The following is a 12719-nucleotide window of genomic DNA, read 5'->3' as shown; positions in this document are numbered from 1 at the left end:
GTCGACGGGGTGCGGGATCAGCTCGGCGTTTCGACTGATCTACATGGGGTCGGGCGCGCGCATGCGGAGCAGCTGCATGTCCGTCGTCCCCGGCTCCAGCCCTTCGTCGACGAACCCGCCCCGCGCGGCCACGCGGCGCGCGGCGGTGTTCGCAGGGCGCGTGCGGACGACGATGTCGACGCCGCTCGCCACATTCGGCGCCACCCGGACGCAGTCGGCGAGGATCCGCCCGGCGATCCCGCGACCTTGCACGCCGGGCGCCAGCCGGAAGTACACGTTGAGCACCGGCTCGCCGCCGATCGCGTGGTGCTGGATGCCACCGAGCCCGGCGTGCACGCGCTCGCCGTCGCGCGGCTCCGGACCGGGGACGCCGGACGGCCACCAGGTGCGCGGCACGAGCACCGTCCAGTAGCCGAAGCCATGCGTCGCCCAGTGCGCGACCATCGGCGCGATGAACTTCTGCGAGTGCGCCAGGTCGGGGTGCCGCTCGTGCGGGTCGAAGGTGTAGACGCGCGGATCGCCATGGACGGCGAGCACGCCTTCCGCGTCCGCCGGTAGCAGGGTGCGCAGGAGCAGCCCGTCGTTCTCTATGTACGTCCACCAGCGCCCGGTCAATCCACCGCTCCGATCCGTCGAACGGATCAGGTGTACCGCACTTTCGGGGAGCGGTGGTGGCATCAGACGTCACGTCCGCACCGTCGTCGAAGGCGCGCCACCATCGACGTCAGCTCCACGCGGTCGCCCTGAAGCGCCGGTCGCGCGAACGTCTGCGGCGTACCCGCGGCCATGGCATGTCGGCGATGAGATCAAGCGCCGCGAAGTCTCGTTGCCGCCACGAGTCCATCGCGAGCAGCTCCGCTACCTCCACCGCAGTCGCTCTGCTACCGGGCATTGGCCGCCGCAGCCGTCATGCGATCGCGATCGGGCGTTCATCGGCGTCCTGCGCGTCACGGTCCGCACGAAGGGAACCCCGACATGGGCAAGATGATCTTCGACTGCTTGCACCCTGCGGAGCGCGGCGCTCTCACGGGCACCTTCTACGCGTGCGCCTACCTCGGGTTCGGCGTGCCGCTGCTGCTGTCGGCGATCGGCGGAGATGCCGGCCTCGCCGTCCCGCTCACCGGTCTAGCGGTCGTGACCGCCGCGGTCGCCGTCCTGCTCGCGCTGCCGCCCTTGCGGCGCCTCGCTCTCTCGGCCGCCGCCCCGGCGGACGCGTCCGTCCGCACCAGGAGTCGACCATGAGCGGCCCGGCCCAGACGCCGGCGAACCTGCCAGTGCCCGACAACGAGGCGCCGACCACCTTCCCGGACGGGCCGCACCGCGCGTGCCCCGACCGAGGCGTTCCACGAACCCCACGATCCATTCGGCCTCGTCCCGCTGATGACGGGAACTTGCCGAACGTCATGAGGACGCCCCGACTTCGCGGAGACGACCGCCACGCCTGAGCCTCGGAGTTGTCCACGCGGTGGCGATCGTCCGATCAGGTGACCTGATCCCGATCGGGACCGCACGCCAGACCGCATCCCTACGGTCGGATCGCGTCCGATTCCGGGGAGTGGTCGATGCATGACGGGGGAAACCGGTGGCGGCTTGTCGTGCCCACCGGCGGCGACACGCTGCGGCAGGAACGACTGACCCGCGACCTCTACGAGGCACTGCACGGGGCAGGCGGCATCACAGTCGGGTTCGAGACCGACAAGGAGGCAGTCGAATCCGGCCACAAGGGCGCGGGTGTCACTGATGTGGTGCTGTGGGCCGCGGCAGCGCTTCCGGCCTCCCCCGTGCTGATCACTTTGATCAAGGAATGGTGCGCCAAGGATCGGCATCGCACGGTGAACGTCGTGCACGGGGAGCACTCCATCACGATCACGGGTCGGCCGGACGCAGCGCAGGCGGATGGTCCGCGATTTCCTGAACCAGGTGAGCGCCGGCACGGAAGGCAAGGCCGAATGACGCGGCTGATCCGGCGCAAGGCCTTGCTGATCGGCAACGCACGCTACGACGACGGCCGCTTCCCGCCACTGCCGTCGACCCAGGCGGACATCTGGGCGCTGAACCAGGTCCTGCTGCACCGCAACATCGGCAACTTCGTCTCCGCAACGACCCTGGCTGATCTGACCGCCGACGAGATGCGGCAGGCCATCACCGAGTTCCTCGGAGGCTGCGCGCAGGATGAACTGGCTGTCCTGTACGTGTCCGGGCACGGCGATCGGGTGAGCCACATGGGGGGCGAGTTCTTCTTCGTCGCCACGGACACCGACTTCGACCGCGTCGCTGACACCGGAGTGGGCGCCGGCTTCGTCAACGAATTGCTCGAGCAGTCGTGGGCGTCGCAGAAGGTTGTCATGATCGACTGCTGTCAGAGCGGCGGTTTCGCCGTGGGCCTGCGCACGTCCGACAGTCAGCCCCGATCGGTGGCGAAGTCCGGTGAGGAATCCCCGCTCACCAGCCGCGGCGTCTTCGTGCTGTCCTCGTCCCGCGCGGGCGAGCCCTCGTACGCCGCGGTGGCGAGCGCCGAGGACCTCAAGCCGTCCGACTTCACGGGTGAGCTGGTCGAAGCCCTGCGCACCGGGAAGGTCGGCAAGGACGGCAGCGGCGACGTGTCGATGAGCGACCTGTTCGACTACGTCAACCGACGCATGCGAAACCGCGGAGCACGCCAGGTCCCGGTTCATTCGACGCTCGGTGTCGATGACCGCATCATCATCGCCAGCTGTCCGCTCGGCAGCGCCCCGATCCTCGCTCCGCTGAGCCACAGGCCTGCGGCCGAGCCGAAGCCAGCAGCACACTCCCCTGACAGGCAACCGTCCTGGGCCGGCCTGCTGGACTACTACCGGGACTGCCTGCTCGCCGACGGCACCGAGACACCGCTGATGCCCGTGGCAGCCCGCGGCACGGCTTACGTCTGCCTCGGGGGCTCCGAGCGCCTCCTGAGCGGCGAGGTGGACGAGGACGACTGCACCGCCCTGCCCGCGGGGGCAGTTCCGCTCGTCGAAACGGCGGCCGCGCAGGACGCGGAGCTCTGGGCGGGGTACCCGGCGGTGGTCCTCACCGGGCCGCGCGGCGGGCAGCCGTGGCGCCACCCGAAGTTCGCGCCACTCCTCGTGCGCCGCGTCGAGGTCGCCGACACGGGCGGCGAGATCCGACTGCAGCCCTACGGCCCGGTCCATCCCCATCCACGTCTGGCCGAGATCTGGTTGGGAGAGGAGGAAGCCGCGCAGCTGACCGAGACGTACCAGTCGAGTTGGTACGGCGGCCAGCACGACCGCATGGCGGTCGAAGCGCGCAACCTCCTCATGCACGAGTTCGAACTGCCCTGCGTACAGGAGCTTCGCCCCGACAACCTCGATGACCACATCGACGTCCGCACGCCCGGTCACGGCGCTCGCAATGTCGCGGTGCTCTTCCTGGCGCCTCGCAACAACAGGGCGACCAAGAAGCTCATCGACGACTTCGGCGACATCGGGAGGCAGGCCGCACACATCCGGTCGACAGCGCTATCCGTGCTCTCCCCCGATCCGGCAGAACGGACCCAGGCCCTCGCGCACACCGATCCGCCGCCCGCACGTCCCGTCACCCCGCTCGCCAGCAACGAGGCGCAGAACGAGGTCATCTTCTCGGCCATGACCCGCCGCCTCACCGTGGCAACCGGCCCGCCCGGCACCGGCAAGAGCCAACTCGTGGCGAACATCGTCGCCACCGCGGTTGCGAACGGGCAGACCGTGCTCGTGGCCTCCACCAACAACGCAGCGGTGGACGAGGTCTGGGAACGGTGCGAGAAGCTCGTCCCCGGCAGCGTGGTACGCACCGGCTCCGCCGGGGGCAAGAGGGACTACACCGAGACCGAAGGCGCCGGCCTCCGGGCACTACGCGCGGCACCAGCGCCCACCCACAACGGGCCCACGGCCGTCGCGCGCGTGGATACGACTCGTGGCCAGCTACAACGCATTCACCAGGATTTCGCCCGCGTCGCCGCCGCTGAGCGGGTTCTGCGCCAGACTGGCGAAGCACGGGAGATGCACGCGGCGGCGCTCCACATGCCCGTGCCCGAGCTCATCCGTCACCTGACCGACCCGGATCGGGTGGCCCACAAGGCGAGGCGCCTGGTCCGAGCCCGCGTCCTCGGAGGACTGCGGCGCAGATGGTTCCTGGGTTCGCTCGGGCTTCCCCGGTACGAGGGCGACCTTACCCAGGTATGCCGTGCGCTCGCCGACTTCGCGGCCGCGGAATCCACCTGGCGAGCAGCACACGAGCACGCGGGACATGACCGGGACCGCGAACTCGCCGCCGCACTCGCAAGCGCGCAGATCCACGTCCAGGGGACCTCGCGCGATCTCCTGGAAAGCGTGGTCCGGACGAACGCTCGTAGCGGACGGCAGCGCATCCTCGGTCTGCTGAGCGCACGGGACGGCGACCGCAGCGATTGGTTTGCGGTGAAGGAAGTCCTGGGACGGGGCCGCGGGGCGAGCACTGTGCCCGCGGTCGCGGGCTGGGCCGTCACCTGCCACTCGGCGCGGCGTTTCCCGCCCGAGCCGGCCCTCTTCGATCTCGTGATCGTCGACGAGGCGAGCCAATGCGCGATCCCGCACGTCCTGCCGTTGCTCTTCCGGTCCCGGCGTGCACTGATCATCGGCGACGCCATGCAGCTGCCGCACATCGCGGAGATCAGCCCGGCGAAGGAGGCCGCGATCCGGCGTAAGACCGGACTGCACGCCGACTGGCTGGAGAAATATCGCCTCGCCTTCCGGCGGCATTCGGCATTCCACGCCGCCGAGCGCTCCACCGGCGGAACCCTCCTCCTCGACGAGCACTTCCGTTGCCACCCCACGATCGCCGCCGTCTCCAACGAGCTCTTCTACGACGGCGGGCTCACGGTCCTCACCGACGTCCGCAACCGACCCTCCCTCCCGCTGCGTCCGATCTCCTGGAGCAACGTCGCGGGGCGGGCCATCCGCCCCAGATCCGGCGGATCATGGGTCAATGAGGACGAGATCAGCCGGGTGGACGGCATCGTGGAGAGCTTGGTGAGGCGCCTGCCGGCCGAAGCCACCATCGGGGTGGTCACCCCTTTCAAGGGCCAATCCGAGGCGCTCGGTCACCGCCTCCGCCGACACGACGAGAACCGGGTCCGCATCGGCACCGTCCACACCTTCCAGGGCGGCGAACGCGACGTCATGGTGTTCTCGCTCGTGGCCGGGACCGGAATGCACAAGGGAGCGATCAGCTGGGTCGACCGCCAGCTGAACCTCTGGAACGTCGCCATCACGCGGGCTCGCACGCATCTCATCGTGGTAGGCGACGCAGGGCTGTGGCGTGCACGGGGAGGGGTAGCGGCCACGCTGCTCGAGGCCGCCGGCGGCGGCGGCGGATCCCAAGCCCCACAGGCTAACGGCGACGGTCTGCTGCAGCGTCTCTATCAGACATTGTCCTGGCAGCCGGGCCACACGGTGGCGCTCGGCGAGCAGGTCAACGGCCACCCGGCCGACGCGGTGGTGCGCAACGCCGACGGCGCCACCCTCGCGGTCCTGCTCGACCGAGCTCCGAATCAGGGCACCGATGCGGCACGTCACCTCCGCTTGATGCTGCGCCGCCGCGAACTGCTGGACGGCGGCGATCACGGTAGCGCCGCACTGCGGTACCCGGCATGGCGGCTGTTCGACGTCCCGCGAGGTTGAACGGCAAGCTCGGTCCAGGCGGAGCCGAACCGGGGATCCGGACGTCAACCCTGACGTATACGACCGCTGAATGACAGCGATAGGGCTCGGATCAATCTGTGGGAATCCACGGATGCGTCCGACGTCGGAGTTGCACTCGGGTGCCGACTCGTCTCCCCTGACTCGCGGACTGCGGTGCGGACTCGTCGCGCCTTGCCCACACCTGCTCGGTGGCAGAAACGACGAGCAGGTCCGGACCATGCGACCGCGTTTACAAGTGCGAACGATTCGGGGCAAATGGCCTTCCTTCGACAGCGGGCTCTGCATGATCGGGCGCATCCGCCCTCCGCGTACGGATGCGGAGGGCCCTTTCAAGGGGAGCCCTGTATGCGCACGCGACTCCAACGCGTCTTGCTCACTCTCGGCGCCATCATGCTCACCGCAGTCGCCACGGCACCCACGGCGACAGCCGATCCGATGCCGGGCTTCGCCTTCGACCCGGCAAAGCTCCAGGCTCGCATGGATTCGTGCATGGAGTATCGGATCGGGCCGGGTGAGATCCTGATGGGATGGCTGAACGTACGGACGGGCGATCAACGACAATGGAGGTGCAGCTCCCTGAGACACATGCTCCTCGACGACGAAGACAGACCAGCACACGATCCGTACGAGAACATCCCGGACTTCATGCGATGCGTCGACAAGGTCGTGAGCTACGGGTTCCCCCGCAAGGGAGACCCGGGGAACACCCGACTCATCTACCAGTACAACGGTACGAGCAACCGAGCTGAAGTCGTGGTCAACGATACGACAGGTGACGTCGCCACGATCTACACCTCGGTGAGCAACGATTGGACCGGGTGTGCGAACGCCCTATAGTTCCGGGTATGCGACCACCGGGTGTGCGCCAGCGCGTACGGGAGCTCCAGGAGAGGGAGTGGGACCTGGTGCACTCGTGGTCCGACCGGGCCTTGCGAGTGCATCTCACCAGTTTCGTGAACCTGTGCGCCCGGCAATGGCATCACGACCACCCGATGACCACCGTGCTGCGCCGATACCGGGAGGTCTTGGCACTCCTGGACGATCCCCAGCAGCTACGCACCGGCAGCGACTTCGAAACACGCTCCCTCGCGTGCGTCGAGCAACTCCGCCCCCTCATCGGCGACGTGGCCGAGCGCGACGCCGCCGAGGTGCCGTTCGAGCAACAGGAGCGTGCACGCGATCCACTGTTGTGGATCCCGCCGATGGCGATCCTTGGCGAAGCGAGTCCTGGTTGGCCGTTCCACCTGCTGTGCTGGAACGAGGCGAACTCCCTCGCCGAAGGAGTTCAGACGCCGTACCGCGCCGCCCGGCACATCGCAACCGAGGCGTTCCACGAACCCGACGATCCATTCGGCCTCATCGCGCCGATGACCGCGCTCGCGGAACGTTATGAGGATTACCCTCCTTCATGGGAGACAACGGCCATTGAGGTGCGGTCGGTGCTCTCGGACTTCCTCGCCCGCGCCCCCTGGCCGATCGTCGCGGATTGACTCCCGAACATTTTAGTATCTGATCAGGCCGCCGGATCACCGTGTGATTTTGCTGCGTGGAGCCCAGGGACGCATCCAGCTACGCTGGAGGCAGCGGCGCTGCCATTTGTAGAGCTCTCCCGAAGAGATCTTTCGGAGTGAGACCGGCTTCGAGGCCACGGGCCCATACCTCCCTCGAGCACGATGTCGACGGCGCGCGGTACGAGCTCCACACCCGATCAGCCCAACAGGCTGCTCAGGACGCCACCACGCTCGCGGCCCGGAACGTCTCCCCCGGCATCCGCCGCCGTAGCCGCCACGTCACCGCGATGGGCCGTTCACCCTTGTGCTCGACGTAGTCGCACAGTCCGAGGCACAGAAACGGAGCGGACCCGAGGTCGTCCGTCGGCGCCTCGCGCACGAACAGCGCGATGTGCGTACCCCGCTCGCGGTGGTGGAGGTACCGATGCCCCGGCTCCGAGGCGACCGATGTGCTGTTCTGCGACTCCCAGTGGAAGAGCTCCGGGCTGATGGCGAAGTCGCGGTACATCGTCGTGGGCGAGAAGTCGCGCTCGGTCTTGCGGAGATTCACCAGCAGCGCGTCCGTGCGCACGTCCGGCGCCCACGCCACGCCCTGCGCGTGCCCGTACGCCTTCCGGTCGAACGACGCCCAGCCGAACGCGGCCAAGATCTCCTCGCGCCGGTAGTGGGCGTGGCTCTGCAGCGGCACGTGCTGCACGCCTTCCCCGAGACCGTGCGGAACGTGTCGTGCCCGGTCGAGCCCGAGCGCCACCAGCTCCCGGATCTCGGCGCAGACGGCCGGATGGCGGCGCAGCTCGTCGAGGCCGGCTTGGTAGGAGACGTGTCCACCGCGGTCCGGCCAGAGCAGGAAGAACAGCATCCGCGCGAGGCGCTGGTCGCGTTCGGTCAATGCCGCGTAGGGGGGACCAGCCGGGTTGGCGAGCTGGGCGTACGCCGCCGCCCGCTCGGGATCATCGACGTGAGCGAACATCACGACTCGCCGGAAGAGTGCCTCGTCGTGAGGCCCGGCCGGCGCCGTCGGGAGCCCGGCCTCGCGACGCAGCGCCGTCCACGAGCCCTTCTGCTTGTAGACGTCCGGCAGATCACGCCCTGCCTCATCGAGGTAGCGCGCCAGCGGGAGGTCACCATGCGAACGGACGTCGGCGACGAGCTCGCGGCGGGAGAGCCGCAGCTGGTGCCGCACGTTGTCGAGAACGATGTCCCGCGCAACGGGGTCGAGGATCAGCTGGGACCCGGACGGGAGGAACGGGAACCCGTGGCGGAGATCGGCCTCGAGCCGCTTGCGCGTGCTGCCGGTCAGCGCGCGGTACCGGACGTCGAAGCGGAACTCGCGGCGGTGCTGGCCGATGAAGTCGAGGACGGTCAGGACCGCCTTCCCCGGCGCGCGACGCAGACCGCGCCCGAGCTGCTGCAGGAACACCGTCGCGCTCTGCGTCGGACGCAAGAACAGCACCGTGTCGACCTCGGGGACATCGAGGCCCTCGTTGAACAGGTCGACCGCGAACAGGCAGTTGACGTCCCCAGCGCGCAGCCGCTGCAGCGCCTCGGCCCGCTCGTCACGACGGGATTCGCCGGCGACGGCGAGGCTGGGGATCCCGGCGCGAGAGAACACCTCGGCCATGTACCGCGCGTGCGCCACCGACACGCAGAAGCCGAGAGCGCGCATGGCGAGCACGTCCGTGACCTTGTCCCGCGTCTCGCGGATGACCTTGGCCGCCCGGGCGTCGTTTCCGGTGTAGACCGCGTCGAGCGCGCTGACGTCGTATGCACCGCGCTTCCACTCGATGCCCTGCAGGTCCACGTCGTCTGCGACGCCGAAGTAGTGGAACGGGACCAGGAGGTCAGCGCTCAGGGCGTCCCAGAGGCGCAGCTCGTAGGCGCTGCGCCCGTCGAAGAACTGCCGCACGTCGATGCCGTCGGCCCGCTCGGGCGTTGCGGTCAGCCCGAGCAGCTCCCGCGGCTGCAGGTGCTCGAGCAGCCTCCGGTACGTCGGGGCTTCCGCGTGGTGGAACTCGTCGACGACCACGACGTCGAAGTGGTCCGCCGGCAGCCGCTGTACCCCGTACGCAGCGAGCGACTGCACGCTGGCGAACACGTGCTCCCAGCGCTCCGGGCGTTCTCCGGCGACGTACACCTCGCCGAACGCACCGTCGGCCAGCACCTCGCGGTAGGTGCGCCGAGACTGCTCCAGGATCTCCTTGCGGTGCGCCACGAACAGCAGTCGGTGGCGCGGCAGGCTCGTGCGCAGCCGCGCGTAGTCCAGCGCCGCAACGACGGTCTTGCCGGTCCCGGTGGCCGCGACGACGAGGTTGCGGTGCCGGTCGTGCACGGTCCGTTCGGTCTCGAGCGCCTCGAGGATCGCGTCCTGATACGAACGCGGACGAACCTCGAGGCCGGAGACGAACTGTCCCGCCGTCGCGATGCGGTCGCGACCCAGCGCCTGCCGCAGCCGCTCGACGTCGTCGGGGTCGTCCGGGTCGTAGTCCACGAAGTCTGGGCTGGCCCAATAGCTGTCGAACGTCCCCGCGAACTTGCGCAGCAAGTCCGGGGTGGCCACCGACGACAACCGCACGTTCCACTCCAGCCCGTCCAGCAGGGCGGACCGGGAGAGGTTGCTGCTGCCGACGAACGCGGTGTCGAAGCCTGATGCGCGGTGGAAGAGCCACGCCTTGGCGTGCAACCGGGTCGTGCGCGTCTCGTAGCTGATCTTGACGTGCGCGCCGAACTTCCGCACCAGCGCGTCCACCGCCCGCTGCTCGGTCGCCCCGACGTACGTCGTGGTGATCACCCGAAACGGCACGCCACGACTGTGCAGCACGTCGAGCTGCTGCTCCAGCACTCGGACACCGTGCCATCGGATGAACGCGCAGAGCAGATCGACACGGTCGGCCGACACGAGCTCCGCACGCAGCTCCGCGCCCAACGACGGCTCCTCCGGAGCGTTCGTCAGCAGGGCGGCGGACGACAGCGGCGTGACCGGCGGCTCCAGCCGGTGCACTCCGGGCGCCGCCTCGCGGGTGAGCACCACGAGGTGCTGCACCGCCGCGGCGAGCTGATCGTCCTGGGCAGCAACCCGATCCAGCAGGTCGTTGACGAGCTCGAGCCGCCGGTCCGGATCGGATTCGTTGATCAGCGCCCGCTCCACGGCGGCTGCCACGTGCCGGGCGAGCACGTGGGGCTGGTCGGCGTTCTCGACCGGCAGGAAGCGCGGCGTGAGGTCCACGAGCCGATCGAGGGCGGCGTCGAGGCGCCGGGTCCGCAGGGTCTCGTACACGCCTTCGGGAAACGGATCGGTCACTGGCCGGGCGTCCCGTCGAGGCCGAGCCGGTGCCGCTCCGCCGCCAGTACCCGCTGCCCCACCGGCACCGACTCGTCGTCGAGCACCTCAGGCCGGTGGTCGGAGGTGTCCACCGCCCTCCGATCGGCGTCCTTCGCCTCGCTCTTGCGTGCGAACTCGTCGAACAACAGACGCTTCCCCTGCTGGATCTCGCAGATCCGCTCGTCGATGCAGTCCTTGGCCAGCAGCCGGTGCACCTGCACCGTGCGCACCTGCCCCATCCGGTGCGCTCGCGCGATTGCCTGCTCCTCGGTGCTGGGCTTCCACTGCGGCTCGGTGAGGATCACGACCGACGCCGCCTGAATGTTGATCCCGACCCCACCGGCCTCGATCTGCCCGAGCAGCACGGCGTGCCCGGACCGCGCCGTGAACTCGTCGACGATCCGCTGGCGAATCGGCGGCGGCACGGCACCGGTGATCGTCCCGACCACCGCGTCCCCGAGCTTCTCGTGGATCCGCTCGAGCGTGCCGAGGAAGTAGGAGAAGACCACGACTTTCATCCCGTCCTCGGCGGCCTCCTCGACAAGCTCCACCAGCCGTTCGAGCTTCGCCCCGAACGGCGCCTGCCGCATCGCCATCAGGTTCCGCTTCGACACCGCCGCCTCGTACGCCGCCTCCTCGGCGGTGCCGAGCTGCACCCAGGACTCGGTCTCGATCCGGTCGGGCAGTTCGGTGAGCACGTCGACCTGGTTGCGCCGCAAGTAGACCGGAGCCACGGCCCGGCGGAACGCCTTGGCGCCGGCAACCGCGTCTGTCGCGTTCACGTTCCGCGCAACCCGCGGCTGCAGGTACCCGACGAGCGTCCGGAACTCCTCCACGCGGTTCTCCATCGGCGTACCGGTGAGGAAGAGCGTCCGCTGGGACCGCTGCACGGCGTCCCGCACCACCCGCGACCGAGTCGTGTCCGGGTTCTTCACGAAGTGCGCCTCGTCGACGACGAGCATCGCGACATCGGCCTCGCGAACCTCGTCCGGCAGCCGTGCCAGCGTGCCGAAGGTCGTGACGGCCACCCCACCCTCGCGCAGCCACCGGCGACCGGCCCCGTCGCGGTCGGCGCCGTGCAGGCTGTGCGCGGCCAGCTCGCTGTGCTTGGCGGTCTCGTTCAGCCAATTGATCTGCACGCTGGCCGGGCAGACGACGAGAAACCGCCGCTGCCCCTTCGCCGCGAGGTGGGCGAGCACGGCGAGCGCCTGGATCGTCTTCCCGAGGCCCATCTCGTCTCCGAGGATCGAGCGCTCCTGGTGGATCGCGTACTGCGCACCGAAGACCTGGTAGCCGCGCAGCGTGGAGGTCAGCTTCGACGTGTCCAGCGGGACGGCGCTGATCCGCTGCCGCAGCTCGTCCGGGACGAACCCGCCCGCCGCCTCCTCATCCTCCGCCGCGCCACCGACCGTCGAGAGAACGGCGTTGACTGACGCCGCATCGGACAGGTAGTCCCGCCAGAGCTGCGGCGGCTCGTAGCTGCGCGGGTCGACGGCCTGCTCGCGGGCGTGCACGGTTTGCTGCAGTGCGCGGACCTGCGGGTCGGCGAGGATCGCGTCCAGCCGGGCGAGCGCGTCGAGCGCCGCGTCCTTCTTGGACCGGCGGGAGAAGGCCATCTTCCAGCGCGACCCGGCACGGTCCGCGTCCTCGATCAGAGGCGCGACCTGCATGCGGAACGCCTGGAGTGGCCCGTGCAGCGTCGTCGCGGCGGCGTCGGCGGCCCGCGTCGCGGCGAGGGTGGCGAGCAGCTGGGTCTGGGCGGGGTCGCGACGGTCGGGGTCGAAGCGGAACCGGACGTCGCCGTGCACCCGCACCGCGACCGTGCGCGCGGTCCGCCTGACCTCCTGCACCGTCGTCGCCCCGACCCCAGGCACCTGCTGAAGCCGATGGTCGGGCGTGTTCAGGATGTCGGCGACGGTCCGGAAGCCGTACTGCTCCAGCGCCCCGAGCCGCACGCCCCGCCCAGCGACCTCCTTCAACGCCGCGAGCGGCATCTCACGCAGCCGCGCAACGACCTGGTCGCCGTTGAGGATCTCGATCTGCTGGCGGGCGCTGTCGCGGAGGGCCTGCGGTGCGCTGAGCAGGGCCGTGGCGCGTTTGGCGAAGTCGCGGACGGCGCCGATCGTGGCCTTGGCAGCTGTCGGCATCCGGTCCCCCTCCCGCCGTTCATTGATCGGCAACGACGGCGCGAGC

At 69.5% G+C, this 12719-nt stretch carries 7 protein-coding genes; 4 read left to right on the top strand and 3 right to left on the bottom strand.

Annotation, left to right across the window (positions count from 1 at the left end; translation table 11 throughout):
- Positions 1–39: 39 nt before the first annotated feature.
- Entirely contained in the window at positions 40–615 is a 576-nt protein-coding gene (locus K1T35_RS11490) for a GNAT family N-acetyltransferase (RefSeq protein WP_220260148.1), read from the bottom strand.
- 360 nt (positions 616–975) lie between these two features.
- Between K1T35_RS11490 and K1T35_RS11485 the strand changes: the two genes are divergently transcribed.
- The 4 genes from K1T35_RS11485 (at position 976) to K1T35_RS11470 (ending at position 7186) form a co-directional block, all read left to right on the top strand.
- Positions 976–1242, top strand: coding sequence for a hypothetical protein (locus K1T35_RS11485; RefSeq protein ID WP_220260147.1), 267 nt, complete (start codon positions 976–978; stop codon positions 1240–1242).
- 320 nt (positions 1243–1562) lie between these two features.
- Complete coding sequence (locus tag K1T35_RS11480; RefSeq protein WP_255621779.1) at positions 1563–5675, top strand: AAA domain-containing protein; 4113 nt, start codon at positions 1563–1565, stop codon at positions 5673–5675.
- Between the two features lie 366 nt (positions 5676–6041).
- Entirely contained in the window at positions 6042–6533 is a 492-nt protein-coding gene (locus tag K1T35_RS11475; protein WP_220260146.1) for a hypothetical protein, read from the top strand.
- A gap of 155 nt (positions 6534–6688) precedes the next feature.
- Positions 6689–7186, top strand: a complete 498-nt coding sequence (locus K1T35_RS11470; RefSeq protein WP_220260145.1) for a hypothetical protein — start codon at positions 6689–6691, stop codon at positions 7184–7186.
- 235 nt (positions 7187–7421) lie between these two features.
- On the opposite strand, the gene K1T35_RS11465 is transcribed toward K1T35_RS11470, so the two are convergent.
- Together K1T35_RS11465 and K1T35_RS11460 are read right to left on the bottom strand one after the other, a co-directional pair.
- Entirely contained in the window at positions 7422–10505 is a 3084-nt protein-coding gene (locus tag K1T35_RS11465) for a DUF3427 domain-containing protein (protein ID WP_220260144.1), read from the bottom strand.
- Complete coding sequence (locus K1T35_RS11460) at positions 10502–12673, bottom strand: DEAD/DEAH box helicase (RefSeq protein ID WP_220260143.1); 2172 nt, start codon at positions 12671–12673, stop codon at positions 10502–10504. Before K1T35_RS11460 ends, K1T35_RS11465 begins: the two co-directional genes overlap by 4 nt.
- Positions 12674–12719 lie beyond the last annotated feature (46 nt).

Origin of the sequence: Pseudonocardia sp. DSM 110487 (assembly GCF_019468565.1) — a bacterium.
GTDB lineage: Bacteria > Actinomycetota > Actinomycetes > Mycobacteriales > Pseudonocardiaceae > Pseudonocardia.
This window is presented reverse-complemented; position numbering and strand designations above follow the sequence as displayed.

Excerpts from the sequence above, each read along its gene's own strand:
- K1T35_RS11480 (WP_255621779.1), top strand. The coding sequence starts at position 1,563 with ATGCATGACGGGGGAAACCGGTGGCGGCTTGTCGTGCCCACCGGCGGC.
- K1T35_RS11475 (WP_220260146.1), top strand. The coding sequence starts at position 6,042 with ATGCGCACGCGACTCCAACGCGTCTTGCTCACTCTCGGCGCCATCATG.
- K1T35_RS11470 (WP_220260145.1), top strand. The coding sequence starts at position 6,689 with ATGACCACCGTGCTGCGCCGATACCGGGAGGTCTTGGCACTCCTGGAC.
- K1T35_RS11460 (WP_220260143.1), bottom strand. The coding sequence starts at position 12,673 with ATGCCGACAGCTGCCAAGGCCACGATCGGCGCCGTCCGCGACTTCGCC.
- K1T35_RS11485 (WP_220260147.1), top strand. The coding sequence starts at position 976 with ATGGGCAAGATGATCTTCGACTGCTTGCACCCTGCGGAGCGCGGCGCT.